This is a genomic window from Rhodospirillales bacterium (assembly GCA_023898805.1).
Lineage (GTDB): Bacteria > Pseudomonadota > Alphaproteobacteria > Micavibrionales > UBA1664 > UBA6145.
In genome coordinates this window covers 477,142-498,833 of the sequence record CP060260.1, presented here as the reverse complement: position 1 = coordinate 498,833, position 21,692 = coordinate 477,142, and the positions used below count along the sequence as shown (strand labels likewise).

19 protein-coding genes are annotated in these 21,692 nt (G+C 60.6%); 12 read left to right on the top strand and 7 right to left on the bottom strand.

All coding sequences use genetic code 11. The features are described 5' to 3' along the window. Positions 1-13 precede the first annotated feature (13 nt). Positions 14-739, bottom strand: coding sequence for a flagellar basal-body rod protein FlgF (flgF, locus tag H6866_02485; protein ID USO08106.1), 726 nt, complete (start codon positions 737-739; stop codon positions 14-16). 226 nt (positions 740-965) lie between these two features. Here flgF and H6866_02480 point away from each other — a divergent pair, with 226 nt between their 5' ends. Continuing rightward, positions 966-1,466, top strand: coding sequence for a hypothetical protein (locus tag H6866_02480; GenBank protein ID USO08105.1), 501 nt, complete (start codon positions 966-968; stop codon positions 1,464-1,466). Between the two features lie 22 nt (positions 1,467-1,488). Here the strand turns inward: H6866_02480 and H6866_02475 are convergent, their stop codons facing one another. Beyond that, positions 1,489-3,828, bottom strand: coding sequence for a hypothetical protein (locus H6866_02475; GenBank protein ID USO08104.1), 2,340 nt, complete (start codon positions 3,826-3,828; stop codon positions 1,489-1,491). Positions 3,829-3,977: 149 nt separating this feature from the next. Here H6866_02475 and H6866_02470 point away from each other — a divergent pair, with 149 nt between their 5' ends. The 11 genes from H6866_02470 to H6866_02420 all read left to right on the top strand — a co-directional run bounded on the left by H6866_02470 (position 3,978) and on the right by H6866_02420 (position 19,078). Further along, positions 3,978-4,553: a flagellar basal body-associated FliL family protein gene (locus H6866_02470; protein USO08103.1), complete on the top strand. Its 576-nt coding sequence runs from the start codon at positions 3,978-3,980 to the stop codon at positions 4,551-4,553. 173 nt (positions 4,554-4,726) lie between these two features. After that, entirely contained in the window at positions 4,727-5,830 is a 1,104-nt protein-coding gene (gene fliM, locus H6866_02465) for a flagellar motor switch protein FliM (protein USO08560.1), read from the top strand. Positions 5,831-5,889: 59 nt separating this feature from the next. Beyond that, positions 5,890-6,573: a hypothetical protein gene (locus H6866_02460; protein ID USO08102.1), complete on the top strand. Its 684-nt coding sequence runs from the start codon at positions 5,890-5,892 to the stop codon at positions 6,571-6,573. Between the two features lie 79 nt (positions 6,574-6,652). Beyond that, the gene (locus H6866_02455; GenBank protein USO08101.1) at positions 6,653-7,531 is read left to right on the top strand and encodes a hypothetical protein; all 879 of its coding nucleotides are present in this window, start codon (positions 6,653-6,655) and stop codon (positions 7,529-7,531) included. A 187-nt stretch (positions 7,532-7,718) separates the two neighbouring features. Then, a complete protein-coding gene (locus H6866_02450; protein USO08100.1) occupies positions 7,719-11,234 on the top strand; it encodes a hypothetical protein in 3,516 nt (1,171 codons plus the stop codon). Beyond that, on the top strand, positions 11,215-12,900 hold the full coding sequence (locus H6866_02445) for a tail fiber domain-containing protein (GenBank protein ID USO08099.1): 1,686 nt from the start codon (positions 11,215-11,217) through the stop codon (positions 12,898-12,900). The genes H6866_02450 and H6866_02445 overlap by 20 nt, the downstream gene beginning before the upstream one ends. A gap of 251 nt (positions 12,901-13,151) precedes the next feature. Continuing rightward, on the top strand, positions 13,152-13,544 hold the full coding sequence (locus H6866_02440; protein ID USO08098.1) for a response regulator: 393 nt from the start codon (positions 13,152-13,154) through the stop codon (positions 13,542-13,544). Positions 13,545-13,563: 19 nt separating this feature from the next. Then, entirely contained in the window at positions 13,564-14,163 is a 600-nt protein-coding gene (locus H6866_02435) for a protein phosphatase CheZ (GenBank protein ID USO08097.1), read from the top strand. A 33-nt stretch (positions 14,164-14,196) separates the two neighbouring features. Next, complete coding sequence (locus H6866_02430; GenBank protein USO08096.1) at positions 14,197-14,784, top strand: flagellar motor protein MotB; 588 nt, start codon at positions 14,197-14,199, stop codon at positions 14,782-14,784. After that, positions 14,781-15,548 (top strand): hypothetical protein, encoded by a 768-nt coding sequence (locus H6866_02425; protein ID USO08095.1) that lies wholly within the window; start codon positions 14,781-14,783, stop codon positions 15,546-15,548. The genes H6866_02430 and H6866_02425 overlap by 4 nt, the downstream gene beginning before the upstream one ends. A gap of 101 nt (positions 15,549-15,649) precedes the next feature. Then, positions 15,650-19,078 (top strand): hypothetical protein, encoded by a 3,429-nt coding sequence (locus H6866_02420; GenBank protein USO08094.1) that lies wholly within the window; start codon positions 15,650-15,652, stop codon positions 19,076-19,078. Between the two features lie 110 nt (positions 19,079-19,188). Here the strand turns inward: H6866_02420 and H6866_02415 are convergent, their stop codons facing one another. From H6866_02415 to H6866_02395, 5 genes are all read right to left on the bottom strand, one after another. Beyond that, positions 19,189-19,803, bottom strand: coding sequence for a TetR/AcrR family transcriptional regulator (locus H6866_02415; GenBank protein ID USO08093.1), 615 nt, complete (start codon positions 19,801-19,803; stop codon positions 19,189-19,191). Positions 19,804-19,863: 60 nt separating this feature from the next. Further along, complete coding sequence (fliP, locus tag H6866_02410; GenBank protein ID USO08092.1) at positions 19,864-20,655, bottom strand: flagellar type III secretion system pore protein FliP; 792 nt, start codon at positions 20,653-20,655, stop codon at positions 19,864-19,866. Next, a complete protein-coding gene (locus H6866_02405) occupies positions 20,652-20,948 on the bottom strand; it encodes a FliO/MopB family protein (protein USO08091.1) in 297 nt (98 codons plus the stop codon). The genes fliP and H6866_02405 overlap by 4 nt, the downstream gene beginning before the upstream one ends. An 88-nt stretch (positions 20,949-21,036) precedes the next feature. Further along, positions 21,037-21,297, bottom strand: coding sequence for a hypothetical protein (locus H6866_02400; protein ID USO08090.1), 261 nt, complete (start codon positions 21,295-21,297; stop codon positions 21,037-21,039). Next, the gene (locus H6866_02395; protein ID USO08089.1) at positions 21,260-21,646 is read right to left on the bottom strand and encodes an EscU/YscU/HrcU family type III secretion system export apparatus switch protein; all 387 of its coding nucleotides are present in this window, start codon (positions 21,644-21,646) and stop codon (positions 21,260-21,262) included. Before H6866_02395 ends, H6866_02400 begins: the two co-directional genes overlap by 38 nt. Positions 21,647-21,692 lie beyond the last annotated feature (46 nt).

The window sequence follows — 21,692 nt, the reverse complement described above, 5'->3', positions numbered from 1 at the left end:
ATGTTACGTTCCGTCATTGTCCTTGCGTCAGCGCGCGGATGGTCGCGCGCAGACGGTCATGTTCGTTTTGCAGCAATCTGGCGACGTGCTGGTAATTGCGGCTGACGTCGATCATATGTGTCATCTCCACCACGCCTTCGGTGTTGGAGCCTTCGACCGCGCCTTGCACGACCTGCGTATGTTCCGCCGGCGTGCCCGCTTCGGCCGTGCTGTAAAGGGAATCGCCGACCGCGGTCATGTTTTGCGGGTTCTTGAATTCCTCGACCATCAGGCTGGCGACCTGACCTTCATTGGTTGAAATCTGGCCCGTTTGGTCGATGTTGATGTCGCGGGCGGTGCCAGGCAGGGTGATGGACGCGCCGCCGGAATCCAGCACCTTGTAGCCTTGCTGCGTCACCAGATTGCCTTCGGTGTCGAGCATGAACTGGCCCGCGCGGGTGTAAAAGGTCTTGCCGCCAGGACCTTGAACGCCGAAATAGCCCTTGCCTTCCAGCGCGACGTCAAGCGCGTTGTCGGTGCGCTTGATCGGGCCGTTTTCAAGGTCGCGGAAGGTGCCCTGATCCTGCACCATCGAAAGGGTTTCGGTCATGCCCTGCGGTTTTTTCAGGTATTCGGAAAACATCACGTGGCTCGCCTTGAAGCCGGGCGTGTTGACGTTCGCGATGTTGTTCGCGATGACGTCCATATCCGCTTCGAGGGCGGAAAGACGGGAAAGGCCTACATAGATCGTATTTTCCACGGCTGTATCCGTTTCGTGTTGTTCGTCGGGAGTATCTTTTGCACAGGCTGTGCCAGTGCAAAAATTGTTAGGTTTTTCAGTTGGTTGTGTTTGCGGATCCCGCGTGACGGGCGAAGCGGCCGAGGGTGCCGGGATGGCCGCAGTACGGAAAATTTTGCCAAAGCTTGACGCCGTGATTTTCAATAATTAGAAATCAAGGTTGAACCTGCACTAAAAGGAGCGGCAGATGACCGATACCCCAAAAGACGATTTCAATGACGGATCCAAATCTGACACCGCCTATGACAAGGCCTGCGCAAGTCTGGGCCAAGCACTTAAAGCAACGGCGTTCAGCAGCACGATCGACAAAATGAAGGGATTGAAAGGCGACCGTTTCGACGTCGCGGTTTCCGACGTGACGTTCGCGCCGACGCAATCCGGGCCGGTTTTGACCCAAAAAGTATCCGTCAACTGTGCGTTTGTCGGCGATGAAGCCACCGCGCCAGAAATCATGGTGGTGACGTTGCGCGAAAATGCGCACGGCGATCAAGAATTCCGGTTTGACAGCGAAGGGCAGGCGGCAGCAGATTCCGTGATCACCGCGATGCCAGCGCGTGCGAACAATGCGTTCCATCAATGGGCGAGCGGCGTCGAGCGCGTTTACGACATTGCCCTGATGAAAGCGGTGGAACAGGCCGGTCTTGCAAGCAAAAGAACCGCCGATAAGCCGAAGCCAGAAAGGCGCTGATTTGACTGTTTTTTCTTATGTGTTACGGCAAGGCGGGGCGACCCGCCTTTTCGCTGTTCCGGCGCAGGCGTTTCAATTCCTTGTCCACCAGATCCAGCGCGCGTGCGCCCGCCGGTCTGGCCCAGCGTACGACGCGGTTCCAGTGACGCTGTAGGTTTTTGTCATCAAATTTTCTTTTGGCAAGCGCGTCGAAGACTTCGACCAGCGCCGGGCGCGCTTCCGCAACCGAGCGGTCCAGATCGTCGAGGGAGATGGTCGGTACGGTCGCCGCCGACCACAGGAAAAAATAAAGTCTTTGGTATATGCTACGACGCAGGGCAGGGCGGATAAGCGCCTCGCGATAGCCGCCCAGGCTTTTATTGGTCAGATGGCAAACCAGCGTGTCGACGGGGGCGTAAAGATGGGATTTAAGCATAAAGATCTTTTCGTCGCCCACGGCCTCCAGCCTTGCCTGCAGGTATGAAATCATCATGTTGTCCGGTGCGGGCTTTGCGCGCTCGCTTTCGATTTCGGCTTCAAGCGCAAGGCGAACTTTCGGCAATACGGCCTTGAACGTGGTGTATCGGGTCTCCAGTTCGGCCTTGCTTACATTGCGTGCTGCACGATATTCCGGATCGTCGCGGGTGATACTGAAATCGAAAAGTTCGTCGATCTGCGTTTCAACCAGGTCGGAGGCCATATCCGTGTCTCTAAGCAGGGCAAGATCGGCGTCCGTTGCTTCTGTTCTTTTAAAATACAGGCGCGCAAGTCCCGTCTGGTACTTTACGACGCGCGTAGCGCGGCGATTTGTGATTGCAGGCAATTCGCGCAGGTAAAATCCGGCGATCCGGTTTTGCGCGGCGGCATCGAAAATGGATTTGAGGGTTGTCGCGTCGTGAAGTTTTGGCAAGGCCCGCATCAAGCGCGCCGGTCCGTATGGCGCGCTTTTGCCCGTGCCTTCCAGCACTTTCCGGCGGGTCGCGACACGCAGGGGCAGGAATATTTGCTGCAATTCGGGGTGGAGATGCGCGGTATCAAAAGTGCCGTCCTCGCGTACCTTTATGCTGCGGAAAAGCGCCTGCCAGGTTTCGGGATAGCCGAGATTTTTCGGTTTGCGGTGGTATTTCGGCACGCTGGTATAAAGGTCGAGATGCCTGTGGCCGACGGTTGTGTCGATAAGATCGGGCAGGTAGTCGTTTATGATAGGGAATGGAACGTCCAGATGCCCGTCCACCAGCCGCGCTTTTCCAAGCACGATGTGCGGGATGGAAACAATGGAGCGGCCTTTGGTATATATGTCTTCGATATGCGGCATTATCCCGGGCTTCAATTCAAGCCCGATGGATTTTTGCCGCGTTTTCAAGTCTTGCGTGTCAAAAACGCCTTGTGCGGTGCCCGCAGCAATCAGGGCTATGTCGCGCGCCTGATGGACGAAGGCGCTGTTATAATTGCGTCGCAATTCCCAGCATTCCGGTTTCTGGCGGATCGTGTTGCCACGGTCGCCACCGACGCTGATTTCGACGTTGTTGTTGGAATTCAAAGGGTCGTGATCCTGAATCAGGTGCGGGGCATCGTGAAACAGCCCGAATAGGCCAGTCAGCGCCTTTTGTGCAAAAGCAAGGCTGTCTTCGTCGTCCAGAACCATCATGTTGCGGGCATCGGCGTCGCGGTGGATGCTGAAATTAAGCTGGGCCCCGGAATTGATGAATGTCGGCATGACGCCAAATGCGGGGCTGCTGGTCAACAGGCGCTGTAGAATGCGGTGGGTGGCGCGGATCAGGTCGCGCGGGTTTTCATGGACGGGCGTAGAAAATTCCGCGACGCCTTTTGCATCCCACCAGCCAGTGCCTGCGATATAACTGCCGAATTTTGGCTCCACAAGGCCGTGCAGGCCACCCAAAGCCCACGGCATAAGCGTAAGATGGGCCAGCCAGGCGTTGAAACGCGCCTGATCGGATGTTTTTGGGTCGCTGTCCGCAAGCGCTGTCTTGAATTCGTGCAATTGTTCGATCATGGCTTTACGGGTAAAGCCTGATTGCTGCGTTAACGCAGCATATTTTTCGTGTTTCAGGCGCTCGACCAGCCGGTCAATATGCGCGGCGGGGTCGGGCTGCACGCCGGATTCAACGGCGCGGACATAGGTTTCGTAAGAAGGGAACAGCGCGGGCGTTTGCAGCCGGATTTCCTCCAGCGGGACATATTCCAAGGATTCCTGAAGATAGGAAAAGGATCTTGGAATAATCTCGATCTCCTGTCCGAAGCGCCATGAATATCCTTCGGCCTTCCATCGCGCGAGCGCGTTGTCCATCGTCCGAAGCATGGCGCGGTTGAGAGGCCATGTCGGCGGCGGCGTGGAAACGGGGTAGGTGTACAGCCTGTCCATAATATGAAAATTTTTAACCGCAGGCGGGTGGAAATTTCAACAAATAAGCGCGTCATGCGCAGGTGACGCTGCGACGGGTGGCGGAAGCGCGGGGTGTATGTTAACCTTTTCCCGGTATTGCGCATTTCCTTGAAGGCAGGACGACGATCATGGCCAAAGCCCAAGCAGACGAAGACGAAGCGAAACCTGTCGGCACCGATGCCGAGGGTGGGGATGTCAAACCGCTGGACGACGAAGGCGGCAAGGGGTTCGGCGCCAAGAAGCTGCTTATGATCGTTGTCCCGATCCTGATTCTTGGCGTTGCGGCGGCGTTGTATTTCACCGGCGTCATCGGGCCACATAAGGCGGCCGAAGGAGATGCCGCGACCGCAAGCGCCGAAGGGGATGCCCCTGCGGTGGGTGAGGATGGCAAGCCTGTGGGGCCTGAATTCCTTGAATTACCTGATCTTTTGGTCAATCTGAGTACTGCGGGCGGTCCGGCACGATTTTTAAAACTCAAGATAAAACTGGAAGTCGCGAGCGCCGACGATCTGGCCAAGCTGGAGGCCGTGACGCCGCGCGTGGTCGACCAGTTTCAGACATTCCTGCGTGAGATGCGGGTGCAGGACATGCGCGGGTCGGCCGGCATTTATCGCTTGCGGCAGGAGCTGCTTTACCGCGTCAATCTGGCGGCACAGCCGGTCAAGGTGCGCGACGTGCTGTTTCAGGAGATCCTGATCCAGTAATTTTCCTTATTGCTGTTTCGTTTTTGTTTTCCACGTTCGTGACGGGGGTATGTCTTCGGAAGGCTTTGGCATGTCTGGCACGAAACGTGCTATATTAACCATGGTTAACACGAAACGGCTTTTGCATGGTCGATACTGACACATCCGGGATACCGCCCACCGACGATCAGCCGATGAGCGACGAGGAACGGGCGATGATGGCCGAATGGGAGGCCATGGCCTCCCAGGCGATGGGACCCGGCGAGGGCGGCGATGCGGCCGACCCGTTCGGCGCACCCACGGTATCCGCCGGTGACGATGATGCCGAGGGCGGGACCCGCATTCTCAACCAGGACGAGATTGATTCGCTGCTCGGCTTTAACGATTCGGCGGGGCAGGAGCAGGCCTCGGGCGTGATGGCGCTGATCAACTCGGCGCTGGTCAATTACGAGCGCTTGCCGATGCTCGACATCGTGTTCGACCGGCTGGTGCGCTTGATGTCCACATCGCTGCGCAACCTGACCTCGGACAACGTCGAGGTATCGCTGGACCAGGTATCTACGGTGCGTTTCGGCGATTATATGAACTCGATCCCGCTGCCCGCCATGCTGTCGATCTTCAAGGCCGAGGAATGGGATAACGGCGGCCTTTTGATGGTCGATTCGGCGTTGATCTATTCGATCGTCGACGTGCTTTTGGGCGGGCGCAAGGGCACCCCCGCGATCCGTATCGAGGGGCGGCCCTATACCACCATCGAAACCAAGCTGATCGAGCGCATGGTCGGGGTCGTCATGTCCGACATGTCTTCGGCCTTCGACCCGCTTTCGCCGGTCAGCTTTTCGCTTGAACGCATGGAAACAAACCCGCGTTTCGCCGCGATCACGCAAGGGTCGAATGCCTGCGTGCTGGCGCGGCTGCGGGTGGATATGGGCGACCGGGGCGGGCGGGTGGAAATCCTTTTGCCCTATGCGACGCTGGAACCGATCCGCGAATTGCTGCTCCAGATGTTCATGGGCGAGAAGTTCGGGCGTGACTCGATTTGGGAAACTCACCTTACTAACGAATTGTATTTAACGGATATTGACCTTCAGGCGGTGCTGGCCGAGAAGACCGTATCGCTGGGCGACATCCTGAACTGGAAGCCCGGATCGACGGTGTTCTTCAACACCCGGCCCAAGGACCGGATCGAGGTGCGTTGCGGCGATTTCCCGATGTTCAAGGCCTCCACCGGCCAGAAACAGGGCATGCTGGCCGTGCGTATCGATAAATACATCCCCCCCGCAAAGAAATCTGAATAACCCCGGTAAAAGGCTTTTCGGGCATGGACTCGGGTTTTCAGGCGCTCTAGCTTGATCTTATGGAAGGTGCGCCTCTTTCCCTGATTCTCGATGTGGTCGTCCTCGTGCTTTTGGGGCTGACCATCGGTTATGCCGCGCGGCTGAGCCTGCAATTGCGGCGGCTGCGCGATTCCAAAAGCGATCTCGATCGCGTGGTGCGCGATTTGATGCGCAATCTGGACCGGGCCGAACGCGCGATTGCCGGGTTTCGGCAGACCGCGATGGAATCGGGCAGCGAGTTGCAAAACCATATCGACCGCGCGATGGCGATTTCGGACGAATTGCAGTTGATCACCGAATCAGGGGACCGACTGGCGGCGCGGCTGGACGGGCTGGTGGACCGGGCGCGGCCGATGGCTGCGGCGGCTGGCGGCGCGGCTGGCGGCGAGCGGGATGGATCTAAAAAACCCGGCGCGTTTCAGGCGCGCGAGCCCGTGCCGGTCGATACCGCGGGGGCCGTGCCGGCATCTTCCGCCACATCTTATGCCACGCATTTACGCAAGCTGGATGCGGGCGAGGTTCCGGCGGGCATGGCGTCATCGGGCGCGGCAGGCAGCGCGGGGGCAAGCGGGGCGGGCATGTTCGCGATTCGTGATCCGGATGCCGAGCGCGGGCTGGACCCCGCCGCGTCTGCGGGCGAGGAGCTGTATTCCGATGCCGAGCGCGATCTGTTCCGCGCCATGAAGCACCGTCCGGCGCGATAAGGACGGGCGCGAAAGCGGTGTGCGCAAGATGGGTTATCGCGCCTTCGCGTCCGCGCATGGCTTGTGATAGAGTGAAGGGATGAAATCGTTTTTCACCCGTTTCCGGATTTTGCCGCTGCTGGTGCTGGTCGCCATTCTGGCGTTCGCGGTGCGCGCGGCGGAAACCTTAAGCGCGGCGCGCAATGTCACCGCGTCGGTATTGGCGGCGCAGGAGCCGGCGGCGGGAGATGCGGAAAAATCGACGCCGGAGTCCGCCGGTTCGGATTCCGGTGCCGGTCTGGGCCCGGCGCCGGGCGCGGGGCAGGACAATGCCGTGCCCAAATCCTCGACCGAGCCGCTTAAAACCGACAAGGTTTCGCCAGACGCAAGCTTGCCTGAAATCTGGGCCGACCCCGCCACGCAGGACATGACGGACAGCCCGGAGCAGATGAAGCTGCTGGAGGATCTGGCCGCGCGGCGGCAGCAGCTGGACGCGCGGGAAAAGGCGCTGGCCACGCGCGAGGCGCTGATGAAGGCGTCGGAAAAGCAGTTGGACGCGAAAATCGGCGAATTGGGCGCGCTTAAAACCCAGATCGAACAATTGCTCGGCCAGCAGGAAAAAGAACAGAACGGCAAGATCGACAGTCTGGTCAAAATATATGAAAACATGAAGCCCAAGGACGCGGCGACCATCTTCAACCAGATGGACATGGATGTGCTGTTGCAGGTGGTGTCCAAGATGTCGGAGCGTAAAAGCGCGCCGGTCATGGCGATCATGGACACGGCCAAGGCGAACGAGCTGACGGTGCGGCTGACCGAGATGAAAAAACTGCCGGAATCGCCGGGCGAATTCATGGGTGCGAAAATGGGCGCGCGCATGGACAATGCCGCGCCCGCAGGTCCCGTGGCGACGCCCGCGCCTGCCGGGTCTGCGCCGTTGCCGGGGCTTGACGCGTTGGGCGCGCCCAAGACGAACTGACGTCATTGCAATGACGGGGAGGGAAGGAAATCGCCATTACCGCGGTATTTTTTCCATACACCGGGCCGGATATTAAAATTCCGTAAATACTGTGTGTTATTCGATGCTTGGCGTGATTCCGGATTGCATGGTAAAATGGTTAATACACACTCATCAGCGTGAGTCGTTCCGGGGGGATAAGCGCATCATGAAGCGTATTTTAATGGCCGGCAGTGCATTGGCGTTATTGACGCTCGTGCCCTTGTCCGCCGCGCGCGCCGATTGCGCCGCCGCCCCGGTTGCCACGTCCACCGACCTCGTCATCAGCTTTCTGACCGCCAACACCACGCAGGCCGCCCCCGCCTCGCTGTACGCGTCGCCGATCAAAAAGGGGATGCTGCTGTATGACGGTACGGCGAACACGTTCAAATATTGCGACGGCACCAACTGGGTCAGCATGCTTTCGACCGGCACCGCCATACCCGCCAGCGGTTCGGGCAGCGAGGTGCAGTTCCGCAACACTGCCACCGGCGCGCTCGATTCCGATTCCACCTTCGTCTACGACAAGACCAATCACCGGTTGGGCGTGGGGACAAACAACCCTCAGTGGACGTTCTCGATGGCGTCCGATACCGATCCCAGCATCGTCATTAACGGTTATTCGAACACGGCGGCCACGGGCATTCGTCTGTTCAGCGGACGCGACGGTTCGTCGGGGACGACCAAACTTGTCAACGGTTCGGAGCTTGGCCGTATCGCGTTCTCCGGCTTCTATGACGGAAAAGCCCAGAATTACTTTGTCAACGGCGATGCGCGCGCGCACATAGCCGTCGCCGCCGCGGAGGATTGGACGGGTGCAAGCAATACGGGCACGCGCATGGGGTTCGGCGTTACGCCCATTGGTGGCAGTGCCGCCGTGACGCGCATGACGTTGGATTCATCGGGAAGTCTTGGCATTGGAATCGGCACGCCCAATGCGTCGGCGCTGCTGGATCTGACATCGACATCCAAAGGTCTTTTGCCGCCGCGGATGGGCGATCCAACCACCGCGATCACCAGCCCGGCGGAAGGGTTGATGGCGTATGACAGCACCAACCACGCGCTGAAAATCTTCAACGGCACAAGCTGGGGTGCGGTGGGCGGCGGCGTGGCGGGGTCGGGCGATGCCGGGTATGTACAGCTTTCCGACGGTTCGGGCGGCCTGACCAGCGATTCCACCAGCGGCGGCGAATTTTTCTGGGATACGAGCAATCACCGTCTTGGCATCGGCACGGCGTCACCGTCACAGGCGTTGAGCGTCGCGGGCGGGGGCATCAAGCTGGACAACGCGCAGGAGCTGTACTGGCGCAATTCCGGCGACACGGGCGACACCGCCATTATGACGTTGAGCGGCGACACCACCATCCTGCGCGGCGGGGCCGGCACGCCGACCCTGCAATTTCAGGCGAATACCGGCACGCCGATCATGTCGATGCTGGAAGACGGCAAGGTCGGCATCGGCACGGCGGCGCCGGCGGCGGATCTGCAGGTACGCAACGATACCGCGACGCCGACGATTTCAATCAAGAACGGCGCGGATTCTTCCGCGCAGCGCGCGACCAATTTCGATTTCAGTTTCGGCGCGGCCAGCGCGCGTATTTCCTCGGCGCGGGCGGCCACGGCCACGGCGGGCACCAATATGCGTTTTTCGACCGAGCCGGACGGCGACACCGGCATGGTCGAACGCATGCGCATCGATGTATCCGGCAACATCGGCATCGGGACGACGACGCCAAAATCGCTGCTTGACGTTGCGGGCGGTGCGCGGGTGGGGGCGGATGCGACGTGTACGGCGGCCAAGGCCGGGATGCTGGCGTGGAACTCGAACACACTGCAAGTGTGTACCGACGCCGGGACGTTTACCAATATCGCGACTTCCGCTGGCGGTTCCAGTCAGTGGGTCAACGGCACATCGGGCGCGATTTATTACAACGGCGGCAATGTCGGGATTGGCACCACCGCGCCAGATACGCAATTGCATATCAAAACAACGGCGATAACAAACGTATCGCAGTTGACGTTGACCAACCCTGTGGGCGGGGGGATATCAACGGGCGACATTTTCCTGCAATCCACGCATGCCAGCGGGCATAGTTTTGGTATCGGGCATATTCGCGATGCATCGGGCTTTTCGCTGCGCGATCTGACGGCGGCTGGCGCGCCCATCCGTATGATTATAGATTCAAGTGGCAACATGGGGGTCGGGACGGAGACGCCGGCGTTTCAGTTGACCGTTTCAAAAGCCCAGAACGACGCAACGACAACGGGGATTTATAATACCGATACAGGCACGGGCGCGCAGGCGCGTTACATACTGAATAACGGTACGGCCAATTCGTATCTGACTCTTAGCGGGTCGGGTTTTACATCTTCGGCCTATTACCGCGCCAACGGAACAGCGTTGTTGAGCGATGGCGCAGGGGTCGATATTGCCGCATCGGATGCCGCAGGTGATTTGCGCTTCTGGACCGGTGGCAGCAACCGCCGCATGACCATTCAAGCTGGTGGCAACGTGGGTATCGGTACGACCACGCCCGCCACGCCGTTGGAAGTTGCGGGGGCTGTGTTGGGTGGTGTTAGTGACGCCACGCAAGGTGTGCTGGGCTTTGGTATTCGTTATATCGGGTCAGATATCATCAACACGTTTGGTTCCGGGTATTCCACCGCTGATACGGTGATTGGTTATGGTGTAAAACCGAAAACGGGTGCCGGCGGTTATGTTTCATCGCTGCCATACGGGCCGCTGCCTCGCGGTGCACTCTCCCTTTCCAATGCGTTTATCTTCAGTAACGCTGCCGCCAGCACGACAGCAACAGGTACGGACATTGCGATGACCGAACGGTTCCGCATCGATGCCAACGGCAATGTCGGCATCGGGACGGCGTCGCCGGGGTCGTTGCTGCATGTCTATGGCGCGGGCGTGGCTGCAACGGTGGATGCCAGTTCGGGCAACGCAAATCTTGTCGTCAATTCTCTGGCGGGCAACCGATCGCTTTTGGCCTTGAGGAAGGGCGGGACCAATCGCTGGATGGTGGAAGCCGACGGCACGGCCGAGGGCGGCAGCAACGCGGGGTCGGACTTTAAAATTCATCGTTACGACGATACCGGGGCTTATGTCGGCACCGTCCTTTCCGCGCTGCGTTCAAGCGGCTATGTCGGCGTTGGGATGACAACGGCACCGCAATCGCGGCTGGACGTCAACGGCGGTGCGCGGGTGGGGGCGGACGCGACGTGTACGGCGGCCAAGGCCGGGATGCTGGCGTGGAACGCGAACACGCTGCAGGTATGTACCGACGCCGGGACGTTCACCAATATCGCCTCGTCCTCCGGCGGTTCCTCGCAATGGGTCAATGGCACCAGTGGTACGATCTATTACAACAGCGGCAGCGTGAATATCGGCACGGCGACGCCGCTGGGCGCGGGCAGTCTTTTCAACGTCTACAGCGCAGGGACGGCGGTGGTCTTTAACGCCGAGCGTTACTGCGAACGGCACATATTATCATATGGGGCCCAGAACGTGCTGGAGCCTGTTATTGCCAGCGGGATTACAAACTCTGGCTATATGATCGGGACACGAATGACGTGTACCGAAACTATGTCGTTTCGCCAACGGTGGACAAATGGGCGGCAAGATATTGTTCATATCGGATGGTTCTGGTTATGGCATGGGCGATTTTGCGTTTGACCTGAAGAATACGTCCGTCGACGGCGACGTCCCGACAGAGATCATGCGTCTGAAAAAAACCGGCAATGTCGGCATTGGCACCAATGCGCCCGCGTACAAGCTGGACGTGAACGGGGCGATCAACGGGACGTCGGTGCTGGTCAACGGCGTGCCTGTGGCGTCGTCGACCGATACGTACTGGAACGCGGGCGGGTCGGGCTCGATCAATTACACCGGCGGCAATGTCGGCATCGGGACGGCGGCGCCGGGGACCAAGCTGACGGTGTATTCAAATACAAACGGACCGAAGCTGCGTCTTGAGGATGAATCGGATCCGGATGCGGCCTCCAGCGCCGGCCTGAATTACATGGAATTTTACGGTAACAGCGCGCGCAAGGGGCTTATCGGGTATTCGTCGGGTACGCTGGACATGTCCATTTCCAACGAAGCCGCGGGTGGGTTGCGGTTCCTTGCCAATAATGCCGAAGCGATGCGTGTAACATCGACAGGCAATGTCGGCATCGGCATAAGCAGTCCGGCAGCCAAGCTGGACGTGGCCAGCACGCTGACCAACACGGCGGGGGGTATCGTACCGAACCAACGGACGGTTATGACCCTCAACCCGGCATCGGCCAGTTCGTCGACCTTCTATAACCGCTATTCACAGATCAACACGGCCGGGGCCAGCAACCTGACCAGCATCGTCGGCGATAACGAGCTGATCAACCATACGACATCGGCGACCATCAGTTCCGCCATCGGGCTTGGGGCTACCGCAGGCAATAACGGGTCGGGCACGATCACGGGCGGCATCGGCGTGGTCGGCACAACCGGCAACAGTGCGGGTGGCAGCATCGGTACCGCGACCGGCGTGCTGGCGCGGGTTCAGAACTCCTCCACCGGGACCATCACCACTGCGCGCAGCATCCAGGCGGAATACCTGAACAACGGCGGCGGCACGGTGTCGTCCTGGTACGGGCTTTACGTGCCCTCGATCGCGGGCAATACGCCGCCGACCACCGATCGTTTCCCGATATACGTCGCCGATGCGGGCAACAGCTATTTCGCGGGCAATGTCGGTATCGGGACGACGTCGCCGGGGGCGAAGCTGGAAGTGGACGGCGCGTCCATCTGGTTGAACAATGGCACCAGCGATGCCTATTTCTACATGGGTTCGAATACCAGCCAGGGTCGCATTCATTGGGATAACAATAACAGCAAGCTGTACTTAGGCATGGCCGGAAATGATTACCTTACGGTGGGCAGCGCAGGCACAATTCGCTTTAACGCCTATGGCGCCGGTACGCTTACCACGGATGCTTCGGGCAATATCACGGCGTCGTCCGACGAGCGGTTGAAAGATATTCAGGGGCCGTTTGCGCGCGGGTTGGATGATATTACAAAAATCAATCCCATCCTTTACAAGTGGTTGCCTGCAAGTGGCAATGAAACCAGCGGTGTTTATGCGGGTATGTCGGCGCAGGATGTCCAGAAAGCGATACCCGAGGCCGTGGGGCATGACAGCCGCGGTTATTTGACCCTTTCCGATCGTCCGATTGAAGCGGCGCTGATTAATGCCGTCAAGGAATTGAAGGCCGCCAATGATCATCTTGTCGGCGAGAATGCGGCACTGAAGACCCAGCTTGATGCGATGGATGCGCGGTTGAAGGCGCTGGAAGCGAAGTAAGCTCTGTCTGATTGTTTTTTAGGCACCCCCGTTTAAAAGCGGGGGTGTTTTTTTTGCGTTACATGGATTGCCGGGTCGGGCTTCGCCCTCCTTGCAATGACGCGGACAATGCGGGCTTATGTCATCCCTCATACAGGCGGCATTTTGTTCATGACGTGTTAACCAAATCGGGGCAAAATACGGGTTCGGGGAAGGGGCACTTTCCCTTGCTGTTTTACCGTAACGCTCACTTTATTTTTTTATGAGGTTCCATGTCCGTCGACAAGAACATGAACGTGCTGGTGGTCGATGATTACGCGACCATGCGCCGCATCATCCGCAACCTGCTGACGCAGATCGGTTTCACCAATATCGACGAGGCGGCGGACGGTTCGGCCGCGCTGACCATGTTCGGGCAAAAGAAATACGGCATGGTGATTTCCGACTGGAACATGGAGCCGATGACCGGGCTTGAGCTGCTTAAGGGCATCCGCACCTCGGGTTCAGAAAACAAGGGCGTGCCCTTCATCATGGTCACCGCCGAAAGCAAGACCGAGAACATCATCGCCGCCAAGCAGGCGGGCGTGAACAACTATATCGTCAAGCCGTTCAACGCCGAGACGCTCAAGACCAAGATCGCCGCGGTCCTTGGGCCTTTGGGCTGAGGCGGAGGGAGATTCCATCATGACCAGCCGCCAATACGACCGCAACAAGGTTGTCAGCATCGTCAATTCCGTGATCGCCAAGATCGGCACAGCCGCGGGCAGCGAGCACGATTCCATCGTGCGCGAGCTTGAGGAAATGCGCGCGATCATCGAGGCCGCGCGCCGTGAAATCGCCGGCGTGCGCCCGCAGGACGTGGCGGGCAAGAACGTGCCCGACGCGACCGACGAGCTGGACGCCGTGATCGCCGACACAAAACAGGCGACCGACACCATCATGTCGGCGTGCGAGGCCATGGAAAAGGCCGCCGCGGGCAAGGACGACCCGGTATCGCAGGCGGTGATCGCGCAGGTCACCACGATTTACGAGGCGTGCTCGTTCCAGGACATTACCGGCCAGCGCATTCGCAAGGTGGTCAAGGTGTTGCGCGAAATCCAGGACAAGGTCCAGCACATGCTGGCCGCGATCGGGCACAGCGAGGGGGGCGCCGATCCCGCTTCGGCCGCGCCGGCCGCCGCCGATACGCGCAGCGGCGACGAAAAGCTTTTGAACGGGCCGCAGCTTCCGGGCGGCGCGATCAGCCAGGACGAAATCGACAAGCTGCTGGCCAGTTTCGACTGATTTCTGTGCCCTGTTTCGTGCTAGAATGGGCGCATGGCAGGCCGTGACGACCCCTTACCGCCGACAGATCTTCGCACTTTGACCTTGATGCTCACGGTGTCGATTTTCATCGCGCTTTTGGCGTTTTTCATCGTGCTTAACTGTTTTTCCGCGGCCTCGCCGGTCAAATCGCGCATGGTGACGCAGGCGATCCACGGCGCGTTCGGCATGGGCATCGGCCTTTCGGACGAGGTCGGCGGCGACCCGGGCCGCAACGGATACGCGGACATGGAGCAATCGGTCGCCACGGGATTGCGCGCGATTTTGCCCGATCTTGGCTTTTCCGCCAGCCAGACCGCATCGGGCGGGGCGGTGATGGCGGTCGATATCTCCAACGACGACATGGATACGCGCTGGCCCGAATTGCGCGGGCGTCTGGGGCAGGTCGTCAATCGCGGCGGCGGGCGGTTCAGGCTGCAGATCCTTGCGTTGGACGGGGCGGCGCATGCCGCGAAGCTGGCCGCGCTGGCCGGTGAAATCGCGGACGGGGAAGGGGTCAATCCCGCGCTTTTGAGCGTGGGATACGAGGATGCGGGGCGGCCCGCGGTTGAGTTCCGCTTCGTTCCGGCGGGGTCGCGATGAGCTTTGAAAACCCGCCATTTTCCGTCGATGAAAACGCAGCAAATTTTAACGCGCCCAACATGCATCCGGCGCAGCTTGTCACCAGCCACAAGGACCGCGCCGCCGAAATCGAGGCGGAGGCCGAGCGCGAGGCCAAGATCGTGCAGGGGCGGTTGTGGCTGATATCGTTCACCGATCTGTTTTCGATCATGCTGTGTTTCTTCATGCTGATGTACGCGATGAAGGACCCGGACCTTGAAAAAGTCGGCAAAATGGGTGGTCGACGCACCTATGACCTGATGGAGGGGCAAGGCAAGACCGACAGCGTGATGCAGGGCGTTTCGACCGGTACGTTCCGGCGTCAGGGCATCAATCAGGTCGAATACGGCGAGGCGCTGAACCTCGAATACCTGACCGGCGTGGTGCGCGCGGGGTTGAAGGCGGCGGGGATCGCGGGCGACGTGCGCATCGTGCCGGGGCGCGACCATCTGAAGCTTTTGATCGACCCGGATCGCGTGTTCGACGGCGGAGTCGAAATCGGCACGCGCGGATTCGCGCTGTTGCGCGCGCTGGCCGGGCGGCTTGCGCAGATGCCCAATGCGGTCACGCTGGCGGTGGGGCAGCCGGGCGCTGGGTGGGAACTGGCTTATGCGCAGGCGGCGTCGGTCGCAAGGGCCATGGACAATTCCGGCTATGGGCGCGGCATCGTGGTGGTGGGCGAGGGCGGCGCGCTTAAGCCCGTCATCGAATTCCGCATCGCGCCCGATAACGGAACGCCGAAATAGGCGTGTCGGGCGCGCCGGTTTTACCGGCTGAAAAGATTGATAATTTTTGCCGGTTTGATTGACGCCTTGGGGGGCGCGTGGCACCCTTTTGGCGAGGGCATATGCGCAGATTTCTTCTTATTGCCGTAATTCTGACAGGCACCGCTTCCGGCTTTGTCCCCTACGTCGGCGTATGGGCGGCGGACGGGGCCGTGTTGGGCGTGCGCGCCAACGTGCAGGACGGTTTCATCCGGCTGGTGTTTTCCGGCGCGGACCTGCCCAAGGCCGAGGTGTCGGACGCGGGGGCGGACGGGCTGACCATCCATTTCGCGCGCAAGGTCCAGATCAGCGGCGCGGGGCAGGCCGCAGGCATCAGCCCCGCCACGACCATCAAGGCCGAAAGCGACGGGCAAAGCGTGCATGTCGCCACCGGCGCGATGACCCGGCATCGCACGCTGGCGCTGGGCGACCGGCTGTTCGTCGATATCTTCACCAAAACCGTGCCAAGCGAGGGCGCGGCGAAGGTCGAAGCGCCAAAACCGGCGGCGATGAAAGCGGCGGTTCCTGAAGAGCCGCAAATTGAAAAGACAGAGCCCGCAGCCGGATCATCCACGGATTCCGGCGATGCGATGGCGGCGGCCAAGGCGGCGGCCGCGAAGGCCGCAGCCCGGCTGGCCGCGCAGCAGGCGGCGCAGAAAAAAGATACCGAGATTGCGAAACCGGAGGTCAAGAAGGACCTGCCGTTCAAGGACGTGCCGGTCATCAAGGCCCCGGAATCCAAACCTGAATCCAAGCTGGAATCCAAACCCGATGTGCAAGCGGGGAATGAAACGAAATCGCTGGTGTCCGATGCGGATGCGCCGCCGGTCGAGATACCCGCTTCGTTGAAGAAACTGGATGCGCAACAGAAGAATATCGAGGTCGATACCGGAGCCGCGCCCGATCTGGCACCTGATACGTCAGCCCCAGAAAAAACGCAGCAAAAAACGGATGTGGCCGTACCCGCACCAGCGGCCGAAGCCGCGCTTGCGCCGGTAAACGCACCCGCAACCGAGGCCGCCGCGCCTGTCGCGCCGTTCACCGGTCAGGCGGTGATCACCGTCGGATCAACACAAGGTTTGGCGATGGCGGCTTTCGTGCGGCAAGGCTATCTGTGGATGGTGTTAAGCCAGGAATCGCTGTCCGTGCCGCCGCAGGTTTCGGGGCCGGATGCGGCAGCGTTGGGCCCGATCGAGGCGGTGAAGATCGACGGGGGCAGCGCCTTTCGCCTGAGGCTTCCACCCGGCGCCTATGTTCGGCCCGAAGGCGGGGGGCTGGTTTGGCGCCTGTATGTGCAGGGCAATGCGCCGCAGCTTAAAACCGTGATGCCGGACCGGGATTTTGCCGATACGGCATCCGGGCCGGTCGTGCATATTCCGTTGCGCAACGCGGTCAGCGCCTTGCGTTTACCAGACCCGATGGTGGGCGACGATCTGGCGGTGGTTACGAACTCGCGCGCCGACAACCGGCTGGACATGGCGGACAGCTATGTCGATTTCGACATTCTTCCCGCCATCGTTGGTGCCGTGCTGCGGCCCAAGGCGGACGGGCTGCGTATCGCGGTATTGCCAAGCGAGGTCACGGTCGGGAGGCAGGGGGGCTTGCGCATTACCGCGGAAGGGCCGCGCGCGGTGCCCAAGCCGGTGACGCTGCGTCAGGCCGACAACGCGAAAGAGGCCAAGCCGACCTCCATATTCGATTTTAAAAATTGGGCCTTGGGCGGTCCGCGCCAGTATCTGGACATGCGGCGCAGTATCGATGACAAGATCGCCGCCGTGCCCGCCGACCGCAAGTTGCCGGAAATTTTGAACGGCGCGAAATTCGCGCTGGCGCAAGGTTTGCCGCAGGAGGCGGTGGGGTTCATCAACATGGCCGAGGGGTATATGCCCGCCTTGGCCGATTCCGGTGATTTTCAGGCGATCAAGGGCGCGGTCGCGGCGTTGACGGGCGATACCGACGATGCGGCGGCGGCCTTCGCCACGCCATCGCTTCAGGCGCTGGACGAGGTATCCTTATGGAAGGCCTATACCGCGGCGCAGGCGGGGGACATGGATGCGGCGGACAAGGCGTTGAACGAGAAGGGTCTGGACCTGCTGGCCGGCTATCCTGCGCGGCTTCAGACCATAATGTTTCCGCCGCTGATCGAGGCGGTGCTGACGCGCGGGGACGTCAACGTGGCCGATGCGATGATCGATGCGTATGACCGCGCCTCGGAACAATCGCTGGTCACCGACCGCGATGTCGTGGTCGCCTATTTCAAGGGGCGGGCCGCGCAGCTGCGCGGGGAAAGCGATGCGGCGGTCGATGATTTCCGCGCCGCCGCCGAAGGCGTGCGCGGGCCGTATCCGGTGCGGGCGACGCTGGCGCTGGTCGAGCGCGGGACAAGCGCCAAGACCATCAGCCGGGAGGAAGCGGTGCGCAAGCTTGAGCGTTTCCGTTATGGCTGGCGCGGGGATGCGCTGGAAACGCAGGTGCTGGAGCGTCTGGGGTTGATTTATGTCACCAGTGGCGAACAGCGCCGGGGCCTGACCATATTGCGCGAGGCGGCGACGCTGACCAACGATCAGGCGCAGCGCGACAAGCTGGTCGCGGTGATGCAAAAGGCATTCAAGGAGCTTTACGCGGGCAAGACCAAGGAAAAGATGACGCCGATCGAGGCCGCCGCGGTCGCCGCCGATTTCGCCGAGCTGATGCCGCCGGGGGCGGAAGGCGAGCAGATCACCATGTCCATCGCCGACCAGATGGTGGCGATCGACCTTCTGGACCGCGCGGCGGACATGATCGAGCCGCTGGTCGGGCGCACCGCCAATCTTTCCGATGCCCTGAAATACGCCGAACGCGGGGCGGCGATCCGCATTCTGAACGACCAGCCGGATCAGGCCTTGCGCATGATCGACAAGGCGCTTAACCGTCCCGACGCGCAGGGCACGGCGTTGCCGGGTGACGACGCACGGCGGATCGCGCTTTTGCGCGCCAAGGCCCATGCCGAGTTGGGGCGGACGGACGACGCGCTTTCCGAGCTTGCGGCGCTGCCGGAGGACAAGGAAAGCCTTGGCCTGATCGCCGATATCAGCTGGAAGGCCCAGCGCTGGGCCACCGCGGCGGACGCATTCGACAAGCTGGTGCGGGCGCAGAACCTGACGGCTACCCGCGCGCCGACGCTGGATCAGGCGCAATTGGTTCTTAACGAGGCGCTGGCGCTCAACCTCGCCGGCGATACAAACCGCCTGGAGGCCCTGCGCGTCGCCTATGGCGACATCATGCGCCGCACCGACCTCAACCAACCCTTCCAGCTGGTCACCCGCACCGCGCAGGAAGCGACACTGGCCGACCGCGATACGCTGCTCAAGCTGGTGGCTGAAGTTGACCTGTTCAAGGATGTACTTGAGCGATTTAAAAACAATGAGTTAATGAAGCCAAAGGCCATTTCCGCGCCAACTGGTCAGAAGGCTGCGCCCGCCCCGGCAAAGGCCGATGAAAAGGTCGATAATACAAGTAAACCAAAGGGTTGATTCCGGTCCACTTGGGTTGGATGACTGTGATCGGGTAGGGCGCGTGCCGTTTTGTGTCCGCCTACAGATATCTGTAGGTTTTTTCTGGTCAGGAAGTGCGGTTCTACTGGTCAGTTTATGGCGTAACGCATTGAAAACGTTTTAACTGCCTCGTCTACCACCATTTCACGGTAAGGGGCGGGGGTGGACGCGCTCAAACCGAACAGGCGTGGCCAGAGCAGGGCGTCGGTAATCAGGCCATAGAACTGGCGGGTGGCCACGCCGCGGTCGGTGATGCGCCAGTGCCCGTCGTCTATTCCCCGGTCAAGCAATGCCTCCAGCCGCGCGATGAACGGGCGGCGCCACGCGTCGTTGACGGCCTGACCCAGCCCGGGTGCGGATTCCTTGAGCAGGATGCCAAGGCGGATCAGGCCCAGCAGCATCGGGTTGTCGAGCCGCCGGGCATAGGACAGGCCAATGGCGCGCAGGGCGGCCAGCACGGGTTCGGCGGGGGTGGCGTGGGTTTCGTCGCGCATTTCGGCCAGCAAGGCAACCGCGCCGGTCAGCAATTGTTCCTTTTGCGGGTAATGTTTGAAGACCGTGGCGGTGGATACGCGGGCGGCGCGGGCGATGTCCTTAAGGCCGACGGTATCGAAACCGCGTTCGACGAACAGGCCGAGCGCGGCGTTCAGGATCTTTTCGCGGCTTTTACGGGCGCGCGCGGCCTGATAGTCAGGATTGCTCATGACTTTGGAATTTATGCGATTTTATGTGGTAAGTCGATAGACTTGTTTAAAGGGTCGGGCTTAATGCGTGACGCCGGGGATGCCGCCCGTGGCGGCGGCACCGACATCGAAGCTTTTGACCAGGCTGCCCACCACCAGATGCCAGCCGTCGACCAGCACGAAAAAGATGATCTTGAAGGGCAGCGAGATCATCACCGGGGGCAGCATCATCATACCCATCGACATCAGGATCGAGGCGGTCACCATGTCGATGATCAAAAACGGCAGGAAGAGCATAAAGCCCATTTCAAAGGCGCGGCGCAGCTCGGAAATCATGAAGGCCGGGATCACCACCTGCAGAGGCGTGTCCATCGCGGTCTTGGGCGCCTCGGTATGGCTTAAATCGATGAACAGGGCCAGATCGTCGTCGCGGGTCTGCTTGAGCATGAAGGCCTTGAACGGGTCGGTCGCGCGCTCGATGGCCGTGGTTTCGTCGATCGATTTATCAAGCAGGGGTTTGATCCCGTCCGAATAGGCGGTCTGCAGGACCGGGGCCATGATGAAAAAGGTCAGGAACATGGCCAGCGAGATGATCACCGTGTTGGGCGGGGTCTGTTGCACGCCCAGCGCGGTGCGCAGGAAGGACAGGACGACGATGATCCGGGTGAAGGAGGTCATCATGATCAAAATCGACGGGGCCAGCGAAAGCACCGTCATCAGGGCCAGAAGCTGGACCACGCGGCCCGCCAGCGTGCCGTCGTCGCCGCCGAGGTCGAGGCTCAGCTGCTGGGCCAGCGCCACCGGCGCCGCCAGCGTCAGGCCGCAGACCAACAGAGAGGCGAACAGGATCATGTATTTGCGGGCGCGGGTCATAGCGGGATTACGTCCTTGTCCGGTTCGGGTGCGGGTGGCAGGCCGGCGGCAATCACGGTTTGCCCCTCCGGCCCCAGCAAAAGCAGGTGTTCGGCGGCGTCGCAGCGCACCAGCACCAGTTTATGCCGGGTGTCGATCGGGCGGATCTCGATCACCGAAAGACGGCGGCCGCGTCCGCGCGCTCCGGGCAGGTTGCCCCAGCCCGCGCGTTTTGCGGCCAGCGCAAACAGGCCCATAAGCGCCAGCACGAAGGCCAGCGCCATTAAGAACCTCAAAGTGTCGGGTGCGCCCATGGGGCGGTATCGTGCCGGGTTTCGGCCGCGTCATCAAGCGGGCGCGCGCGTTTCGTGCACAGAATGTCGCGATGCGGCGCGCGTGGGGTCAGGTTTTACGTGCCTTCAATTCCGCCGCGCGGTCTTCAAGCGCGTGGGTCAGGCGTTCGATCGAAAGCACCGTCTTGCGCAAAAGCGGTTGCAGCGCCGCTTCCGGCCTGGCTTTGAGCGCCTTGGTGATCGCCAGCGATTCCGCATCCAACAGGCGGATATTGATGCGGTATCCGTCACGCACGGCGGCTTCGGCCAGGTCGATGTTTTCGATCAAGGTTTCAAGACGGGTTTGAATCGATGTCGGCGCGCCGGGCATTTTCCATTTCCTCCTTCAGGACCGCGTCGAACGGATTGGGTTCGCCATTCGCCTGATAGACATAAGCCAGAATTTCACCGACGGCCATCAACGCCTCGGTCGGGATGGGGGAGTCGATCTCGAACATCGCCAGAAGTTCGGCCAGATTTGCGTCCTCGCGTACTTTTACGCCGTTTTTATGTGCGATTTCAAGTATTTGTCTGGCAACTTCGCCACGGCCCGCGGCGGTGATTTCGGGCGTCTTGCCAAGCAGGCTGCGGTCCTTGAGCGCGACGGCGGTCTGCCTTGCGGGCAGTGCCTCGGCATTCAGGGGTTTCAGCGGTTCCGGGTCGTCTTCGGTGTTTGGCACGGTTTTAGCAAAGATCAGATGCAGGTGGTTAATAAACGAGCGAGAA